Below are 19,703 nucleotides of genomic sequence, written 5' to 3' on the forward strand. Positions count from 1 at the left end.
AGCCAGGATCAAACTCTCCATAAAAAGAAATTTGATTAGCTCAAATTGTTTTGCTGGCATCATGTTTGATGTCCAAAATTTTGTTTTGTTCACTAACTCAAAGTTAGCTACTAAAAACTTTATTGATTACGTTTTGCTTGTTCAGTTTTCAAGGTTCATTACTTTGTTTTAAGTGTCACCTCTTGGCGACTCATTAATAATATCAAGAATACGAAACTATGTCAACACTTTCTCAAAAAAAATCGATAGTTTTTATAAACTTATTATTCTCCTCCTCATCCATTATATTTAGAGGATTTAGTTAAGTAGTTTTTGTACCTAGCTTATTACATCAATCATTGGACTCTTTGCTAATGCCTTGATTTTGTAACTTAAATTTTTTTCAATTAAAAAAGGCAACTACCAATGTTAATGGGTTGCCTTTTAACTATTATAAATTTGTTATAATACGTGAAATATAGAAGGTACGATTTTTACCTAAATCAAATATCTCCCCTGAGTGGCTTAATTTGATAAGTGGTCGAGTTGGTGCAAACTTATTTACAAACATCACTTCGCCTTGTTCCAGATTAGATAGTTCAACAATTGTCCCTATAGGAAGATCGGCAACAATATCTATCAGAGCACGAACTACTTTAATATCAAACTTACCAAATTCAGATTCATTAATCATCTCTATAACCTTAAAGGAAGATTGTTTTGCTCTATACACTCGCTCACATGTCATAGCATGGAATACATCTGCAACAGCGATAATTTGTGCGAAAGTGGAAATATTCGCTATTCCTTCCCCTTTCGGATAACCACTACCATTTAAACGTTCATGATGCTGGAAAATAGCCTCTTTCATTGTATCCTTTAATATAGTTAAGTCTTTAACCATATTATAGCTATAAATTGGATGCTTATAAATTTCATCAAACTCTAGCTCTGTTAAGGTTGTTTTTTTATCGCGGATACGTGGATGAATTTTCGCCATCCCACAATCAGCTAATAATCCTCCAATTGCAATTTGAATTGTAATTCCTTTGTCATAACCTAATTTTTGTGCAATCACGGAAGAAATCAATGCTGTTGCTACGCAATGATGGTACAAATAGTCTTTAGGATTTGAATACTCATTTAAATCAAAAATTATTGTACGATCTTCTAAAACCATTTCTACTAATGGCAAAATAATTTTACGTGCTTTCGTAATATCTACCTTTGCACCAGCTTCCCAATTTTTAAATTCCTTTTTGAATTGTTCAATAGAATGATCATACATTCTTTTAAAGGTTGGGACAGCCTCTATTGGAACAACTACTCCTGTTTCTTTTATCTCTGGTTGAGCCTCTGTATCATCTTTATAAATTGGGGCTCTCGAAATATTAAAAGCAAAAAAAACTTGTAAATGCTCATGGGAAATTACCGTATTTTTCAAAATGATTGGATATTGTGTATTAGCAAAAATATCTTCAGAAATTACTTTACCAACGCGTAACTCTGAAATTGGGACATGTATAGTTTCCACGCAATTAACTCCTCTTCACTATTTCACTTGCTAAAATATAAGGCTTAAGTTTATTTTAGCACGGAATTCAAAATAATTACTTATTTTTCATGATTTATGCTAAAAAACCGATGAACGGCAAACTAGCTGTCGTCATCGGTTTTTTGTTATTCTTCTACTTGATCATTTTCTTCGTTAGATTCTTCATTAGATTCTTCTTCTTTTTCAACCTTCGCTACAGTTGCAACAAGCTCTTCATCGCCTAAACGAATTAAACGAACTCCCTGTGTACTACGGCCAATTAACGAAATATCATTGACATCCATACGGATTAGCATGCCGTTAATTGTAATAAGCATTAAATCTTCAGAACCATCTACAGTTTTTACAGCTACCATTGGACCGTTTTTATCAGTAATTTGAATTGTTTTTAATCCTACACCACCACGGCTCTGTAAACGATATTCTTCTTCAGAAGTACGTTTACCATAACCTTTTGCAGTAACAACTAAAATTTCCTGTCCTGGTTCTATGATTTCCATACCAACTACTTCATCACCATCACGTAGTTTGATACCTCTTACACCACCTGCAGTACGACCCATTGAACGAATATCGTCCTCTTGGAAACGTACAAGCATTCCATCACGAGTACCGATAATCACTTGTTTATCGCCATCAGTTAAACGAACAGAAATGAGATCGTCATCTTCTCGTAAGCTTATAGCTATTAAACCGTTTGTGCGGATGTTAGCAAATTGAGATACTGGTGTACGCTTCGAAATACCTGTTTTAGTAGTGAAGATAAAGTATGCATCTTCATCGAATGAACCAACACGGATCATAGCTGTTACTTTCTCACCTTTTTCAATATTGAGTAAGTTAACTATCGGTAAGCCTTTCGCTGTACGACCAAATTCCGGAATCTCATAGCCTTTTGCTCTAAATACTTTCCCTTTTGAAGTGAAGAATAAAATTGTATCGTGTGTAGATGTATTCATAAGATGCTCTACAAAATCATCTTCATTTGTGCCCATACCTTGTACACCACGACCACCACGTTTTTGACTGCGATATGTATTAGCAGCTAAACGTTTGATATAGCCATTGTGCGTTAAAGTTACGACCGAATTTTCAACTGGGATCAAATCCTCGTCCTCAATCATTTCTATACCGCCAGAAGTAATTTCAGTACGACGTGTATCATTAAAACGTTCTTTTAGTTCTAATATTTCAGTACGAATAATATCAACAATTTTAGCCTCATCTGCCAAAATTGCTTTTAATTCAGCAATTAAAATTTGAAGCTCTTGATATTCTGCTTCAATTTTTTCACGCTCTAATCCACTTAAACGAACTAAACGCATATCTAAAATCGCTTGCGCTTGACGTTCAGATAAATTGAATCGTTCCATTAATTGAGGCTTCGCTTCATCACCACTACGTGAACCACGAATAATCGCAATAATTTCATCGATATGATCGAGGGCAATACGTAAGCCTTCTAAAATATGTGCACGATCTTCAGCTTTCCTTAAGTCAAATTCCGTACGACGACGGATAATAACTTTTTGGTGCTCTAAATAATGATGCAACATTTCTTTTAAGCCCATTACTTTAGGTTGACCATTTACTAAGGACAGCATATTAATACCGAAACTCGATTGCATTGCTGTTTGTTTATATAAATTATTTAAAACCACATTGGCATTTGCATCTTTACGAACTTCAATAACTACTCGCATACCACGGCGGTCAGATTCATCACGTAGGTTTGTAATACCATCAATTTTTTTATCGCGTACAAGCTCTGCTATTTTTTCAATAAGCTTAGCTTTATTTACTTGGTATGGTAATTCATGAATAAGTATTGTTTCTTTACCATTTGATTTTTGTTCAATCTCTACCTTTGCGCGAATAATGATGGAGCCACGACCTGTTTCATAAGCACGGCGAATACCGCTACGTCCTAAAATTAATCCCCCTGTTGGGAAATCAGGTCCTGGAATAATTTCCATCAATTCTTCTGTTGTGATAGCAGGATTTTCTGAAAGTGCTATCACTGCATCTATCGTTTCCCCAAGTTGATGTGGCGGAATATTCGTCGCCATACCAACCGCAATTCCTGCCGCTCCATTTACTAATAAGTTTGGATAGCGACTAGGAAGGACAATAGGCTCTTTTTCTGAACCATCATAGTTATCCGTATAGTCAATTGTGTCTTTATTGATATCACGAAGCATTTCCATTGCAATACGGGACATACGTGATTCTGTATAACGCATTGCTGCCGCTCCATCGCCATCGACAGATCCAAAGTTACCATGACCATCGACTAGCATGTAACGATAGCTGAAATCTTGCGCCATACGTACCATTGCATCATAAATAGATGAGTCACCATGTGGGTGGTATTTACCCATTACATCCCCAACAATACGCGCTGATTTTTTGTACGCTTTATCTGCTGTATTTCCTAGCTCTTGCATGCCATATAAAATACGGCGATGTACAGGCTTTAATCCATCCCGCACGTCTGGTAATGCACGAGAAACGATTACACTCATCGCATAATCGAGGAAGGATGTTTCAATTTCTTTTGTTATATTAACTCCTTTAACACCGGAGCGTTCTTGTTCTGACAAAGTGTAGACCTCCTCTCAAGAAAAATTAAATATCTAAATTAGCGTATACTGCATTTTCTTCGATAAATTGACGACGAGGTTCAACTTCATCGCCCATTAAACGTTCAAATGCTTGGTTTGCTTTAATTGCATCATCTAATTCTACTTGTAACAATGTGCGGTGCTCAGGATCCATTGTAGTTTCCCAAAGCTGCTCTGCATTCATTTCCCCAAGACCTTTGTATCGTTGTACATTTGGTTTTGGCATTTTCGGTAACCGTTCTAAAATTGCTTGAAGAGTAAGATCATCATAGCAATACTCAACATGTTTACCTTGCTTAACTTGATAAAGAGGCGGCTGGGCAATATAAATATAACCTGCCTCTACAAGTGGTCGAAGGAAACGGAAGAAGAATGTTAATAGTAATGTGCGGATGTGGGCACCATCAACATCGGCATCTGTCATAATAACGATTTTATGATAACGAGCCTTTTCTAAAGTAAACTCTTCACCAATACCTGTACCAAACGCTGTAATCATTGCACGAATTTCTGCATTCGATAAAATTTTATCTAAACGTGCTTTTTCAACGTTAAGGATTTTACCACGTAACGGTAAAATTGCTTGGAAGTGTCGGTCACGACCCGATTTCGCAGATCCTCCGGCAGAGTCACCCTCAACGATATAAATTTCACATTCAGATGGATTTGTTGATGAACAGTCAGCTAATTTACCTGGTAAGCTTGATACCTCAAGTGCGTTTTTACGACGTGTAAATTCACGTGCTTTTTTAGCTGCGACACGTGCACGAGCAGCCATTAAACCTTTTTCAACAATCTTACGAGCGGTAGTTGGATTTTCTAACATAAATCGTTCAAAACCATCTGAGAATAAGGAGTTAGTAATTTGGCTAACTTCAGAGTTACCTAGCTTTGTTTTTGTTTGTCCTTCAAATTGTGGATCAGGATGCTTAACCGAAACAATAGCTGTTAAACCTTCTCGAACATCTTCACCAGTAAGATTTGTATCAGATTCTTTCAATAGCCCATTTTTTCGCGCGTAATCATTAATAACACGTGTTAGAGCCGTTTTAAAACCAGACTCATGTGTACCGCCTTCATACGTATTAATGTTATTAGCAAATGAAAAAATATTTGATGAGAATCCAGCATTATATTGCATAGCAATTTCAACTGAAATACCATCTTTTTCTCCAAGAACATCTATTGGATCATGGATGGGCTCTTTAGATTGATTCAAATGCTCTACGTAAGAACGAATACCACCTTCATAATGATACGTAGTAGAACGTTCCTCACCTTCGCGTTCATCAGCAATTGTAATTCTGATACCACGATTCAAATAGGCTAATTCACGAATACGATGTGCTAAAATATCATATTCATAAACCGTTGTTTCTTTAAATATTTCAGGGTCTGCTTTAAAACGCGTAGTTGTTCCATTATGATCTGAATCGCCGATAACCGTTAGTTCTTGAACAGTTTTTCCACGTTCAAATTTAATTTCATGAATATGACCCTCACGATGAACTTGAACAATCGTCTCAACTGATAGAGCATTTACAACAGATGCCCCTACACCATGAAGACCACCTGAAACTTTGTATCCTCCACCGCCGAACTTACCACCAGCATGGAGCACAGTCATAATAACTTCAACAGCAGGCTTACCCATTTTCTCTTGAATACTTACCGGAATACCACGACCATTATCCTCTACACGAATCCAATTGTCTTTTTCTATCGTTACGTTTATATCTGTACAAAATCCTGCAAGCGCTTCGTCAATACTATTATCAACAATTTCCCATACTAAATGGTGCAGCCCTTTAGAGCTTGTTGAACCGATATACATCCCTGGTCTCTTACGTACTGCTTCTAAACCTTCTAATACCTGTATCTGATCGGCTTCATAAGCTTGATTTTGTAAACCTTCGTTCTCTATAGCCACGGCTTTCATCTACTCCTTCATAACATCATTGTGTGTAAATGAATGAACAGTCAACCGAGCTGACTATTACCATTCTTTTATAATCTAAAAAACTCCCCGGGCTAACTTTCTTCAATCGCTCCTTGTTTCACGTGAAACAGCTGTGCATGCTCCATCGTTTCATGGTGAATTCCATCAACACTTGTAGTCGTAACAAAGGTTTGCACTTCACCTTGAATGGTATTTAATAAATGCGATTGGCGATAATCGTCGAGTTCCGACAATACATCATCTAAAAGTAGTATGGGTGTTTCATTTGTTTCTTGTTTAATTAACTCGATTTCAGCAAGTTTTAATGAAAGAGCGGTTGTACGTTGCTGTCCTTGTGAACCGTATGTCTGAACATCATAGCCATTGACTAAAAACTGCAAATCATCACGATGTGGACCAACTAGTGTTACGCCTCGATCAAATTCACGCGCCTTAGCTTCTAATAGCTTTTTATGCAAGAAGCTTTCAATTTCACTGGAAGTATGTTCTTTTTCAATACCAGCTACTGTGCGGTATTTAATAACTAACGTTTCTTTCCCTTGTGAAATACCTGCGTGAATTGGCTCTGCCCACTCCTGCAATAAATCCATAAATTGAAATCTTTTTCGAATAATTTGGGTAGCTGCGTGAATATATTGTTCATTATAAACTTCATACATCACGTCATCTGGCATTGTTTTACCTTGATTCATTTTTAAAAAGTGGTTACGTTGCTTTAATATTTTTTGAAAGGTTAATAAATCATGTAAATAGACAGGCGAAATTTGCCCAATCTCCATATCAATAAAACGTCGCCGTATTTGCGGACTTCCCTTTACAACATTTAAATCTTCGGGTGCAAACATCACGACATTCACTTGGCCAATATAATGACTGAGGCGACTTTGTTCTATGTGATTTATCTTACCTTTTTTACCTTTTTTCGTAATCGAAAGCTCGATTGGTAAAATACCATGCCTTTTTTGAACGGCCCCTTCTATTTTACCATAGTCTGAATCCCAACGTATTAATTCTTTATCGTTCGTTGTGCGGTGAGATTTAGCCATCGCTAATACGTAAATAGATTCCATAACATTTGTTTTTCCTTGAGCATTTTCACCAATGAAAACATTAATTTTTGGAGAGAAGTTTAAAGCTAAGGCATCATAGTTACGGTAATTTGTAAGTTTTAATTGCTCTATATGCATAATCTACTGTCCAGCGGTACCAACGATACGAAATCGACCACACCCAGGAATATTTATAATGTCACCATCACGTAATTTACGACCGCGGCGATCATCTACTTCTCCATTTACATATACATCATTTTCGTGTAAAAACCACTTGGCCATGCCACCAGAGCTAATAGCATCGGTCATTTTTAAAAGCTGCCCTAACGTGACAAACTCTACATCAATTTCAATGTCCTTCATAGCTGAGTTCCCCTCCAAATACAGACTGTCTATCTCTCTATCATACCTAATAATTCACCATAAGTAAAAAAAGATAGCCGCAATTAGCGACTATCAGTATTATTTTGAGTTTAAATTATGGAGTTTGTACTCTCCATCAAAAATTGTTTATTTTTCAGCCAATTTTTAACGTATTAGGCAGCAGCATAATTGATTTCTTAATACGTACGTACTGGTAATATTAACTGTAAAATAGCATCGTCATGAACAGAACGTAAAATAAACGGTCTCATTGCTCCTGTAAATTGAATGACTACCTCTTGACCATCAATTGCTTTTAATGCTTCCATCATGTATTTCGCACTGAATGAAATTTTCAAGTTCTCCCCTTCTAATGACTCAACAGGAATTTCCTCTTGGACTTTACCGATTTCTGGAGAATTAGAAGAAACTTCGACAGCTTGATTATCTAAAATCTCAAAACGAACAACATTATTTCGATCACCACGAGCAACAAGAGATGCACGATCAATTGCTTGTAATAATGATTTACCATTAATCGTTAGATTTGTTTGGTACTCTTCTGGAATTAAACGTGATGTATCTGGGTAGTTACCTTCCAGTAAACGAGAGAAGAATAATACTTCACCAGTTTTAAATAACACTTGCTGACTTGTAATAACAATTTGCACAAGATTTGTAGAATCCTCTAAAACTTTATTTAACTCATTTAAGCTTTTACCAGGAATGACAACACTATGTTCAACTTCAGGTAAATTTTCCAGTTGAACTTTACGTCTTGCCAAACGATGGCTATCTGTTGCAACACAGATTAAAGTTTCGTTTTTTATCTGCCAGTTTACACCTGTCAACACGGGTCTACTTTCTGAAGTGGCAACAGCAAATACTGTTTCACGGATAATTGACTTTAATAAATCTGCAGGAATAGTAAATTTTTGATCCTCTGTTAATTCAGGTAACAAAGGATATTCAGCAGCATCAGAGCCAATTAAGTGGAATTCAGATTTACCTGAACGGATATGAGTTTGGAAACCAGTTGTTACTTGAATTTCAACCTCATTTGTTGGTAACTTACGTACAATTTCATTAAACATACGAGCTTGTACTACAATTGATCCTGTTTCTGTAATATGAATTATTTGTTGGCCATCTTCTTCAACTGGAATAAATGTTTGGATTGTAATATCAGCATCACTACCTGTTAAGCGAATACCCTCATCTGTTACATCAATTTTAATCCCCGTTAAAATCGGAATAGTTGTTTTTGAACTTACGGCTTTCATGACATCATTTAAACCTTCTAATAAACGGTCACGTAAAATATCAAATTTCATTCGTTTTCCCTCACATATTTATATTATTTATTTATATAAAATAAAAAAGATATAGTAATAGGCCCTGTGGATTTGTGGATAAGTGGTTTTAGGTGAATAAAATCAGTCTATCCACATGTAGATAGACTGTGTATAAGTTTGTGTTTAAATCTTTGTGTTGTCCACAGAGTTATTTCCCTAGCATGCTTCGAATTTGTTTAATATCTTGCTGTAGTTGAACGTCATTTTTCAACATAGAAGATATTTTTTCGTGTGCATGAATAACAGTAGTATGGTCACGTCCACCAAATTCTTCGCCAATTTTCGGCAGCGAAAAATCTGTTAATTCGCGCGATAAAAACATGGCGATTTGACGTGGAAAGGCAATTAACTTAGTACGTTTTTTCGCGGCAAAATCCTCTAAACGAATGTTAAAGTGCTCTCCTACTGCATTTTGAATGTCTAATATCGTGACAGTTCGTGGCTTTGAATTAGGAATAATATCCTTTAATGCTTCAGCAGCCAAAGTCGCATTAATATCCTTGTTAACAAGTGATGAATAGGCTACGACGCGAATAAGCGCACCTTCAAGCTCCCGAATATTGGAGTCAATCTGGTTCGCAATATAGAGCATGACTTCATTTGGCACTTCTAGACCATCAGCCTTTGCTTTTTTTCGAAGAATGGCGATACGAGTTTCCAAATCAGGAGGCGCAATATCTGTAATTAGTCCCCATTCGAATCGAGAACGTAAACGATCTTCCAATGTCGGTATTTCCTTAGGAGGACGGTCACTGGAAATAACAATTTGTTTCGATTCTTCATGCAATGTATTAAAAGTGTGGAAAAATTCTTCCTGAGTTGATTCTTTTCCAGCTAGAAATTGAATATCATCAATTAGCAGTACATCTACATTGCGATATTTATTGCGGAAATCAAGTGCCTTGTTATCTCGAATTGAGTTAATAAATTCATTTGTAAATTTTTCAGATGATAAATAGACCACTTTTGCATTCGGATTATGTTCCAGTACATAATGCCCAATCGCATGCATTAAGTGTGTTTTACCAAGCCCTACTCCCCCATAGATAAAAAATGGGTTATAAGCCTTTGCAGGGGCTTCTGCGACTGCTAGCGAGGCAGCATGTGCAAAGCGGTTACCAGAGCCAATAACAAACGTATCAAAAGTATACTTCGGGTTTAACATACCTGGTGAAATATCATGGTGATCGTTATTTTTTGCTTGGATAATCGGCGCTGGCAAATCAAAATCGTCCGAATCCTGGTTTTTTTGAACAACAAACTTAATAAGCAAGTCTTCGCCTGTAAGCTCCGTTAATATACCTGTAATCAAATGAATATAATGATTTTCAAGCCAGTCTCGAGCAAACGAATTTGGCGCAGCAATTGTCACAGTAGAACCACTACCATTGTAGGAAAGTAGTTTAGTAGACTTTAGCCACGTTTCGAAGCTTGGTTTAGAAATTTTTTGTTCAACTTGAGCCAGGACATTATTCCATAGTTCTTCTAAATGTTCCAAGCTGCTAATCTCCTTTACAGTTCAATACAATAAAAAACAGCGAATTTATAGAAACGGTAAATACGTTCATTTTACAACTAGTCCACAAACTCACAAGTTGTGGATAAAAGTTAACCAAAGGCTGTGATAAAAATTATCCACAGCATATCAACAGTTGTGGATAAAATAAAAGTTCATTTCAGTTTTCAACAAAGTGAAGCACAGATATCGTATCAGAAAAACAACGCTATTTCAATAGTTTATGAAACTTATCCACACACCTTTTATTTATGCACTTCCAAGTTGTCCACAAGGTCTGCTTATGTGAAAAAGGTGTAGATAAATGTTGTGGATAAAAAATAATGCAAAAAATACTATACACAACTCTGTGTAAAAAAAACAAGCATTCTGTGGATAATTTATTTTTATTCAATAGATGATGATAGTAGTAAATAATAGACATAGATTTGCAAGCAGAAAGAAATTTATAAAACTCATTGACAAAATAACTAGTTACTTTATATAATATTCAAGTCTGTATGTTGAAAAATTCAACTCATTCAGGAGGTGTCTATATAAATGAAACGTACTTACCAACCAAAAAAACGTAAGCACAGCAAAGTTCACGGTTTCCGCGCACGTATGAGCACGAAAAACGGTCGCAAAGTTCTTGCTGCTCGTCGTCGTAAAGGAAGAAAAGTATTATCAGCATAAAATAAGTCCACTGAGACACATCAGTGGTCTTTTTTTTCTTTATTTTTGGTAAACCTAGAAATAAGGATCGAATGATAATAATCGAGTAGCAGGTGAAAGTAATGAAAAAACGCCAACGAGTGAAAAAAAACGATGATTTTCAAAAGGTGTTTAAAAAGGGGAAATCTTTCGCTAACCGTCAGTTTGTCGTATATTTTTTGGAAAAAGAGGGACAAACAGAATTTCGTGTAGGATTATCGGTTAGTAAGAAGCTTGGGAATGCGGTAACACGCAACCAGATCAAACGCTATATTCGACAAAGTATTCATGAATTAAAGGATGAACTTAAGCCGAATATGGACTATGTTATTATCGCCAGACAACCGGCGGCCACTATGGATTTTCAAGAAGTAAAACAAAGTTTGCAGCATGTACTACGAATCGCAAAAGTATTGAAGAAAGCGTAATATGGATGGCAACCAAAGTGGTGAAATAGAAGCGTTTCTGTGCGAAAGTGAAACAATATAAAATACGTGCAGGGGTATTTTAACTTCTTTCAGCAACTGAAAAAAGTTAAAGCCTCAGGCGTATGTCACCGAAATCGGAGTGGAGTGCGTTGTGCAAGCACAAAGCCAATTCCGATTGGATGATGAAGTTTCACTGCAATATATGAATAATTAGTAACATTACTTAGCAAATATGTGCGCAATGTTAGAATATTTAGTAGAGTGAAACGATATATACATGATAAAATAACTCATAACTTTATTCAGTAGCAGGAAACTGTAAATGTATAAAGAAGAGAACGCATATAGTTTTAGAAAAAGTGAATAGTATTTGTAGGGGGAAAAAGGTTGAAGAAACAACTTTGGGTAATTTTGTCGCTAGTATCAGTAGTATTACTACTATCTGGTTGTACAGAATTCAAAGAACCAATCTCCAAAGAAAGCACAGGCTTCTGGAATGAATTCATTGTTTGGCCGTTAGTATCAGCGATTAAATACTTTGCTGATTTACTTGGTTCATATGCATGGGGGATCATTGTTGTAACGATTATTATTCGTTTAGCTATTCTTCCATTGATGATTAAACAAACAAAGAGCTCTAAAAAAATGCAAGAAATTCAGCCGAAATTGAAGGAATTGCAAAAGAAGTATGCTTCTAAGGATGCACAGACACAGCAACAGTATCAAAAAGAGATGATGCAGCTTATGAGTGAGTCTGGTGTTAATCCACTTGCTGGATGTTTACCTGTATTCATTCAAATGCCAATTTTAATGGGTTTCTACCATGCGATTAATCGTATGAATGCTACACCTGCTTTTGATTTAGGGAATTTCTTTATTTTCCCGTTAGCTGAAGTTGCACCAGCACTAGCAATCACTGCTGGTTTAATGCAATTTATCGTTTTACGTACGGGCCCAGCGATGGATAACCCTCAAATGAAAATAATGATGTACATTATGCCATTTATGATTATTGCTTTCGGTATGGCATTACCAGCAGCACTATCATTATACTGGGTAATCGGTAACATTATTTCGATTATTCAAAACCTGCTTATTTACAAACCTTGGGAAAAAAATAAAACACAACCTGCTCAAAATGGAGGGGCTAAAAAGTGAAACAACTTACGCAAATAGGCGCAACAGAACAAGAAGCGATCTCATTGGCGTTACAGAAACTTGGCAAAACCCGTGAACAAGTAGATGTTGAAGTTTTACAAAAAGGTAAAAAAGGATTTTTAGGTTTTGGGGCACGATCTGCAGAAGTTCGTGTAACAGTAAAGGAAGTACTGGTTCAATCAACAATTGAAGTAGAAAAAGCGGCACAGCAAAATGCGACTCAATTTGTCGAACCAACAGTAATAGATGATGTTGAAACAATAAGTTCACAAGTTTCTGAACAACCAAGTGATATCGAAGCTGTTCAACAAATCGTAGAGGAACAAAAAGAGGAAGAAGAAACCTCGGTAAACCCAATTGAAGATGCAAAGAATTATTTAAACAATATAGCTGAACAATTGGGTATTCAGGATCTTGAGATTGAAACGACACGTGAAGGGAAAAACGTATTATTTCAACTGAAAAGCGAGAAAGCTGCACTGCTTATAGGGAAGCGTGGACAAACATTGAATTCCTTGCAGCAATTAACACAACTTGTGTTAAATAAAAGTGCCAAGCAGTTCTTAATGGTGAAATTAGACGTAGAAAACTATCGTGAGCGGCGTCAAGTAGCATTGGAGTTACTGGCAGATCGTATGGCGGATAAAGCACTTCGCTTAAATCAGCGTGTAACATTTGAACCGATGCAGTCGTACGAAAGAAAAGTTATTCATAATCAATTGGCAAATCGCCTTGATATTGAAACATACTCAGAAGGAACGGAGCCTAATCGTTATTTAGTCATTGAACCTGTAAAAAACGACTAAACTTCGTAAAAACATACAGACAAAGCTAAAAGTCATTTTATCGTCATGATAAAATGACTTTTTTATGTTGTTGAAAAACAATTATGCTAATGAAATTAAGGTGTCCTATTAAATAAAGTATGGTTCTTCGGCAAAATGAGTGGTTGATTTCCGTTCCGACTGGGCGCTTTCCTAGGGGCGTCCGATGAGCCGCTTCACTCGCGTTGCTCGCTCCAGGGTCTCATCTGTGACGCAAATCCCCAAGGAGTCGCCCAGCCTCCACTCCAATCAACCATTTTACACTTGCATATATCTTCTGGCATGTCACTGAAACTTCAGCAACAATGTTTTATCTATGCGGAAGGAGAGTGCCTGGAACGGAAATCACCCTCATTTAAAGCGCCACAATATTTACAAAGATTTCAATGACCATTTTAATTTTATATATGTTAAAGCAACTAACTATAAGATTTTAACTGTGGACAACAAAGGTATAGTTTTCGTCTACGTCCAAGCATTTGCAATTTTTGTCGAAGTCCGTGCTATAATGTAAAACTTTCTTATTATCCACAATTGGAAATTATCCTTACTTTAGATTTTGCAAAAAATATGTTAGTCTAAGGTGTTAGTAAGTATTGGTCGGTTTTTTAATTATCCACATGTGGATAACGTTAAGGAGGTCATTAAATGGAGTTCGATACAATTGCTGCAATATCCACACCTATGGGTGAAGGAGCTATTGCTATTGTTCGTTTAAGTGGGGACGAAGCAGTCGCAATTGCAGATAAAATATTCAGATCGCCTGGTGGAAAAAGTTTAACAACAAAGGCTTCTCATACAATTCATTATGGACATTTGGTCGATCCAAAAACTAATGAGGTTGTAGAGGAAGTAATGCTATCGTTAATGCGCGGACCTAAAACATTCACTCGTGAGGATGTAATAGAAATTAACTGCCACGGGGGACTAGTTTCAGTGAACCGTGTATTAAAGCTAGTATTAACAAATGGCGCAAGACTCGCGGAGCCAGGTGAATTTACAAAACGCGCATTCTTAAATGGACGTATTGATTTATCACAGGCTGAAGCAGTCATGGATTTAATAAGAGCAAAAACTGATAGAGCGATGAATGTTGCGTTGGGACAAATGGATGGGAAATTATCGCGTTTAATTGGTGACTTACGCCAAGCATTACTAGAGACATTAGCGCAAGTAGAGGTTAATATAGATTATCCGGAGTACGATGATGTAGAAGAGATGACAGTACCAGTATTAGTAGAAAAATGTACATGGGTACGAAATGAAATTATTAAACTTCTGCAAACATCTTCTCAGGGAAAAATATTACGAGAGGGTCTATCAACTGTTATTTTAGGCCGTCCAAACGTTGGGAAATCTTCACTTTTAAATAGTTTAGTACAGGAGAACAAGGCTATTGTGACAGATATAGCAGGTACAACTCGTGATATTATAGAAGAGTACGTGAATGTACGTGGTGTTCCGCTTCGTTTAGTCGATACAGCTGGTATTCGAGAGACAGAGGATATCGTTGAACGAATTGGTGTTGAACGCTCACGTGAGGCGTTGCGTGGCGCAGATTTAATTTTATTTGTTTTAAACTACGCAGAGGAATTGACTGCCGAAGATGAGCGTCTATTCGAAACAATCCAAGCGATGGATTACATCGTTATTGTCAATAAAACAGATTTACCGCAAAAAATTGATGTCGCTCGCGTCAAAGAGCTAGCAGGCAATCGTCGCGTTGTGACAACATCTCTTTTACAAGAAGAGGGTATCGCAGAGCTAGAGGAAGCAATTGCAGCGTTATTCTTTGAAGGGCAAATTGAAGCGGGCGATTTAACATATGTTTCAAATGCAAGACATATTGCATTACTTCATCAAGCACAGGCAACAGTTGAGGATGCATTAGCTGGAGCACAAGCTGGTGTACCTGTTGATATGGTGCAAATTGATGTCACTAGAACTTGGGAAATACTTGGTGAAATTATCGGCGACACAGTACAAGAAAGCCTAATCAATCAGTTATTTTCACAATTCTGCTTAGGAAAATAATTTTACTAAAGAAAGGAAGATACGAGCTATGCCAACAAATTATGAGGCAGGCACGTTTGATGTTATCGTAATTGGCGCAGGTCACGCAGGGTCTGAAGCTGCACATGCTGCTGCCAAAATGGGTGCTAACACACTGATGCTAACAATCAATTTAGATATGATTGCATTTATGCCATGCAATCCTTCCATTGGTGGTCCTGCCAAAGGAATCGTAGTACGAGAAATTGACGCATTAGGTGGCGTCATGGGGAAAGTTATTGATAAAACGCATATTCAAATGCGTATGTTAAATACAGGGAAAGGTCCTGCTGTGCGTGCATTACGTGCACAAGCGGACAAAGTTTTATACCAACAAGAAATGAAACGCGTGTTGGAGGAAACTGAAAATTTAACAATTCACCAAGGAATGGTGGAAGAGCTAATAATTGAAGACGGGGAAGTAAAAGGTGTTATTACACAAATTGGTGCTATTTACCGCGCCAAAACAGTTGTTATCACAACAGGTACATTCCTTCGCGGTGAAATTATTATTGGCGACGTGAAATATTCAAGTGGTCCTAATAACCAACAGCCGTCTATTCGTTTAGCAGATAACTTAAAAGAGCTTGGTTTTGATCTTGTGCGTTTTAAAACAGGTACACCACCACGAGTGAATAACCGTACCATTGATTATGATAAAACAGAGATCCAACCAGGAGATGATGTTCCTCGTGCATTCAGCTTTGAAACAACTGAATATATCATGGATCAGCTACCTTGCTGGTTAACTTATACAAGCCTAGAAACACATGAAATTATCGAGGCAAACCTACATCTTTCACCGATGTACTCAGGGATGATTAAAGGTACAGGTCCACGTTATTGTCCTTCTATTGAAGACAAGGTTGTGCGATTTAACGATAAACCACGCCACCAAATTTTCTTAGAGCCAGAAGGTCGCAATACACGTGAAGTATATGTACAAGGTTTATCAACTAGCTTACCAGAGCATGTTCAAACAAGATTACTAAAATCAATCCCAGGCTTAGAAAAAGCAGAAATGATGCGTGCTGGCTATGCCATTGAGTACGATGCGATCGTGCCAACACAATTATGGCCAACTTTAGAAACAAAACGTATTAAAGGCTTATATACAGCTGGTCAAATCAACGGAACATCTGGTTACGAGGAAGCGGCTGCTCAAGGTTTAATGGCAGGGATGAACGCTGCTGCTAACGTGCTTGGTAAACAAGAATTAATCTTAAGTCGTTCAGATGCTTATATTGGTGTATTAATTGATGATTTGGTAACAAAAGGAACAAATGAACCGTATCGCTTACTAACATCTCGTGCGGAATATCGTTTACTACTTCGTCATGATAACGCTGATTTACGTTTGGTAGAGCAAGGTTATAATATGGGAATGATTACTGAAGAAAGATATGCAAAATTCAATGAGAAAAAAGAGCTGATTGATAACGAAATTGCACGTCTTCGTGAAGTTATTATTAAACCAAATGAAACAACACAAGCTGCGATTCGATCTGTAGGTGGCAGTGAGTTAAAAGATGGTATTCGTGGAGCGGATTTATTAAAACGTCCAGAAATGCATTATGAATTAATTTCTTCGTTAATTCCAGCAGACATAGAGCTTTCAGATGAAGTGAAGGAACAAATTGAAATTCAACTTAAGTATGAAGGCTATATTGAAAAAGCATTGCAACAAGTTGAAAAGCTTCATAAAATGGAGAATAAAAAAATCCCTGAAAACATTGATTATGATGCTATTTCAGGTCTAGCAACAGAAGCTCGACAAAAATTAAAACAAGTTACACCACTTTCTATTGCCCAAGCATCGCGAATCTCTGGTGTTAACCCAGCAGATATTTCAATATTACTTGTTTATATTGAGCAAGGTAAAATCGCACGCGTCAGCGGGGAATAATTAAGGGTAAAGTGAATAAGAGGCGGGCATACCATTGTGCCCGCTTCCTATTTTTAACTTCTTGTCGCTACGCTTTCGCACAAAAAACATCTGTTGGCCTAAAGTTCGGCGGATGGCAAAGAATCGGAAAGGAGTTCTTTGTGCTTGCACAAAGCTGATTCCGGACGCAATTATGCTGAGGTATAATTGGTGGCTATGCTATTTTTACAAAGTTGATTTTAGGAGAGAGTAAATAGTTGCTTACAAATCAATATAGGGATAGTAAAGCCATATAGAAAAAGGAGACTTTACATGAACGAACAACAATTTATAGAGGCTCTAAAGAAAAAGGGCATTGAACTTTCTGAAAAGCAGATTGCTCAATTTAAAAAATACTTTGAGTTACTTGTTGAGTGGAATGAAAAGATGAACTTAACGGCTATTACGGATTTAGAAGGTGTTTATTTAAAGCACTTTTATGATTCGATAAGTGCCTCTTTCTATTTTGATTTTTCAAAAGTGACGACAGTTTGCGATGTTGGAGCAGGTGCTGGTTTCCCAAGTATTCCAATTAAAATCTGCTTCCCGCATTTACATGTAACAATTGTCGATTCATTAAATAAAAGAATTACATTTTTAAATCATTTAAGTAATGAGTTACAATTAGAAAATATGCATTTTGTACATGCTCGTGCAGAGGAATTTGCACAAAATGTGAAATATCGTGAACAGTTTGATGTTGTAACAGCTCGCGCGGTAGCCAGATTATCAGTTTTATCGGAGTTATGTGTACCACTTGCAAAGCAAGGTGGCTATTTTGTTGCTTTAAAAGCAGCAGCTGGCGCGGAAGAATTAAAAGATGCCAAAAAAGCATTAACGACATTAGGGGTTGCACTAAAAGAAGAGTTTTCTTTCCTACTACCAGTTGAAGAAAGTGACCGCATTTTATATATCTTTGATAAAATAAAAGGAACACCAAAAAAATACCCGCGTAAACCAGGTGTACCAAATAAATCACCGATTCAATAATTAGTGTTCCATGTGAAACTTCTCAAAGTAGAAAATATTTTTTCTATTTTGAGCATACATACTAGTTATGGATGGTTCACGCAAATGACATCTACGAACTATATACATTTTAAGAAATATAATAAATAATAATAGAATGAGACAGAGCAAGATAGTTACTTAAAGGTGGTGCCACTTGGATGAAAAGTCCTTTTTCACGTTTTTTTGGAGGCGGAAATAAAACTGTGCCTATTGTGAAAAATGAAGTAGAACAAGCAGAGACGGTTCATGCAGCAGAAGAAGTTATAAAGCTGCCTATTGATCAAATTGTGCCTAACCGTTTTCAGCCACGTACTATTTTTGATGATGAAAAAATTGAAGAATTATCAAGAACCATTCATACGCATGGTGTAATTCAGCCAATTGTTGTACGTAAAACAGCAGAAAATCAATATGAAATCATTGCTGGTGAGCGTCGTTATCGAGCAATGAAAAAGCTACAATGGACAGAAGTTCCGGCAATTATAAGAAATTTAACTGATAAGGAAACAGCCTCTATCGCGTTAATTGAGAACTTACAGCGTGAGGAGTTAACAGCAATTGAAGAAGCTGTTGCCTATCAAAAATTATTGGAGCTTCACGAGCTGACACAAGAAGCTCTGGCCCAACGACTTGGAAAAGGACAATCCACGGTAGCCAATAAATTACGTTTATTAAAGCTTCCTGAAGAAGTGCAGCAAGCTATTTTGAAGCGTGAAATCTCGGAACGACATGCACGTGCATTAATTGCAATTAAAGATCAGCCATTACAGCTAGAAGTTTTACAACAAACGATTGAAAATGATTGGAATGTTCGTCAGTTAGAAGAGCAGATTTATTCTCTATTGCATCCGGAGGCAGAAGCTGAAGAAGAAGCGGAGCCGAAGAAAGCAAAGCCGAAGCGTAAGGCCATTAGTAAAGACGTTCGCATTGCTTTAAATACCATTAAACAATCGTTATCTATGGTAACAAAGAGCGGTATAACAGTTAAGACTGAAGAAGAAGATACAGAGGAATATTATCAAATTACAGTGAAAATACCTAAAAAGAAAAAGTCTTAAGTCATGATTGAAGTTATTTTAGAAAAATAAAAAATGACCTACGTTATGATGATGAGCCACTTTTAAAGCTCTGTACGAAGGAGGCATCTCAGTAATATTTCTGAGATGTCTCCTTTTTTGCATATATTCTAAATATTTTATACAACTATTT

At 36.8% G+C, this 19,703-nt stretch carries 15 protein-coding genes; 8 read left to right on the plus strand and 7 right to left on the minus strand.

What is annotated here, in order from left to right; all coding sequences use genetic code 11:
• Positions 1-430 precede the first annotated feature (430 nt).
• The 7 genes from MOK21_RS17615 to dnaA all read right to left on the minus strand — a co-directional run bounded on the left by MOK21_RS17615 (position 431) and on the right by dnaA (position 10,386).
• Positions 431-1,513: an HD-GYP domain-containing protein gene (locus MOK21_RS17615; protein WP_249075294.1), complete on the minus strand. Its 1,083-nt coding sequence runs from the start codon at positions 1,511-1,513 to the stop codon at positions 431-433.
• Between the two features lie 146 nt (positions 1,514-1,659).
• Entirely contained in the window at positions 1,660-4,137 is a 2,478-nt protein-coding gene (gene gyrA / locus MOK21_RS17620; protein WP_249075295.1) for a DNA gyrase subunit A, read from the minus strand.
• Positions 4,138-4,162: 25 nt separating this feature from the next.
• Entirely contained in the window at positions 4,163-6,097 is a 1,935-nt protein-coding gene (gene gyrB, locus MOK21_RS17625; RefSeq protein WP_249075296.1) for a DNA topoisomerase (ATP-hydrolyzing) subunit B, read from the minus strand.
• A gap of 92 nt (positions 6,098-6,189) precedes the next feature.
• A complete protein-coding gene (gene recF, locus MOK21_RS17630) occupies positions 6,190-7,305 on the minus strand; it encodes a DNA replication/repair protein RecF (protein WP_249075297.1) in 1,116 nt (371 codons plus the stop codon).
• A 3-nt stretch (positions 7,306-7,308) separates the two neighbouring features.
• The gene (gene yaaA, locus MOK21_RS17635) at positions 7,309-7,533 is read right to left on the minus strand and encodes a S4 domain-containing protein YaaA (protein WP_249075298.1); all 225 of its coding nucleotides are present in this window, start codon (positions 7,531-7,533) and stop codon (positions 7,309-7,311) included.
• A 197-nt stretch (positions 7,534-7,730) separates the two neighbouring features.
• Positions 7,731-8,867: a DNA polymerase III subunit beta gene (gene dnaN / locus MOK21_RS17640; protein WP_249075299.1), complete on the minus strand. Its 1,137-nt coding sequence runs from the start codon at positions 8,865-8,867 to the stop codon at positions 7,731-7,733.
• A 169-nt stretch (positions 8,868-9,036) separates the two neighbouring features.
• The gene (gene dnaA, locus MOK21_RS17645) at positions 9,037-10,386 is read right to left on the minus strand and encodes a chromosomal replication initiator protein DnaA (RefSeq protein WP_068985823.1); all 1,350 of its coding nucleotides are present in this window, start codon (positions 10,384-10,386) and stop codon (positions 9,037-9,039) included.
• Between the two features lie 558 nt (positions 10,387-10,944).
• On the opposite strand from dnaA, the gene rpmH reads away from it, so the two are divergent.
• The 8 genes from rpmH to noc all read left to right on the plus strand — a co-directional run bounded on the left by rpmH (position 10,945) and on the right by noc (position 19,552).
• Positions 10,945-11,079 carry a 50S ribosomal protein L34 gene (rpmH, locus tag MOK21_RS17650; RefSeq protein WP_004233310.1) on the plus strand — a complete coding sequence of 45 codons (135 nt, stop codon included), beginning with the start codon at positions 10,945-10,947 and terminating at the stop codon, positions 11,077-11,079.
• 101 nt (positions 11,080-11,180) lie between these two features.
• Entirely contained in the window at positions 11,181-11,525 is a 345-nt protein-coding gene (gene rnpA, locus MOK21_RS17655; protein WP_249075300.1) for a ribonuclease P protein component, read from the plus strand.
• 387 nt (positions 11,526-11,912) lie between these two features.
• A complete protein-coding gene (gene yidC, locus MOK21_RS17660; RefSeq protein WP_249075301.1) occupies positions 11,913-12,683 on the plus strand; it encodes a membrane protein insertase YidC in 771 nt (256 codons plus the stop codon).
• On the plus strand, positions 12,680-13,489 hold the full coding sequence (jag, locus tag MOK21_RS17665; protein ID WP_249075302.1) for an RNA-binding cell elongation regulator Jag/EloR: 810 nt from the start codon (positions 12,680-12,682) through the stop codon (positions 13,487-13,489). The genes yidC and jag overlap by 4 nt, the downstream gene beginning before the upstream one ends.
• A gap of 666 nt (positions 13,490-14,155) precedes the next feature.
• A complete protein-coding gene (mnmE, locus tag MOK21_RS17670; protein WP_249075303.1) occupies positions 14,156-15,541 on the plus strand; it encodes a tRNA uridine-5-carboxymethylaminomethyl(34) synthesis GTPase MnmE in 1,386 nt (461 codons plus the stop codon).
• 28 nt (positions 15,542-15,569) lie between these two features.
• A complete protein-coding gene (gene mnmG, locus MOK21_RS17675) occupies positions 15,570-17,465 on the plus strand; it encodes a tRNA uridine-5-carboxymethylaminomethyl(34) synthesis enzyme MnmG (RefSeq protein WP_249075304.1) in 1,896 nt (631 codons plus the stop codon).
• Between the two features lie 291 nt (positions 17,466-17,756).
• Positions 17,757-18,473: a 16S rRNA (guanine(527)-N(7))-methyltransferase RsmG gene (gene rsmG, locus MOK21_RS17680; protein ID WP_249075305.1), complete on the plus strand. Its 717-nt coding sequence runs from the start codon at positions 17,757-17,759 to the stop codon at positions 18,471-18,473.
• Positions 18,474-18,652: 179 nt separating this feature from the next.
• Positions 18,653-19,552: a nucleoid occlusion protein gene (gene noc, locus MOK21_RS17685; protein ID WP_249075306.1), complete on the plus strand. Its 900-nt coding sequence runs from the start codon at positions 18,653-18,655 to the stop codon at positions 19,550-19,552.
• Positions 19,553-19,703: the final 151 nt, after the last annotated feature.

It is taken from the genome of Lysinibacillus sp. BPa_S21, assembly GCF_023337795.1.
In the GTDB taxonomy this organism is placed as follows: domain Bacteria; phylum Bacillota; class Bacilli; order Bacillales_A; family Planococcaceae; genus Lysinibacillus.

What these genes read in the sequence shown, in the direction of transcription:
- gyrB (WP_249075296.1), bottom strand. Translation starts at nt 6,097, where the DNA reads ATGAAAGCCGTGGCTATAGAGAACGAAGGTTTACAAAATCAAGCTTAT.
- recF (WP_249075297.1), bottom strand. Translation starts at nt 7,305, where the DNA reads ATGCATATAGAGCAATTAAAACTTACAAATTACCGTAACTATGATGCC.
- yaaA (WP_249075298.1), bottom strand. Translation starts at nt 7,533, where the DNA reads ATGAAGGACATTGAAATTGATGTAGAGTTTGTCACGTTAGGGCAGCTT.
- dnaN (WP_249075299.1), bottom strand. Translation starts at nt 8,867, where the DNA reads ATGAAATTTGATATTTTACGTGACCGTTTATTAGAAGGTTTAAATGAT.
- rpmH (WP_004233310.1), top strand. Translation starts at nt 10,945, where the DNA reads ATGAAACGTACTTACCAACCAAAAAAACGTAAGCACAGCAAAGTTCAC.
- rnpA (WP_249075300.1), top strand. Translation starts at nt 11,181, where the DNA reads ATGAAAAAACGCCAACGAGTGAAAAAAAACGATGATTTTCAAAAGGTG.
- mnmE (WP_249075303.1), top strand. Translation starts at nt 14,156, where the DNA reads ATGGAGTTCGATACAATTGCTGCAATATCCACACCTATGGGTGAAGGA.
- mnmG (WP_249075304.1), top strand. Translation starts at nt 15,570, where the DNA reads ATGCCAACAAATTATGAGGCAGGCACGTTTGATGTTATCGTAATTGGC.
- rsmG (WP_249075305.1), top strand. Translation starts at nt 17,757, where the DNA reads ATGAACGAACAACAATTTATAGAGGCTCTAAAGAAAAAGGGCATTGAA.
- noc (WP_249075306.1), top strand. Translation starts at nt 18,653, where the DNA reads ATGAAAAGTCCTTTTTCACGTTTTTTTGGAGGCGGAAATAAAACTGTG.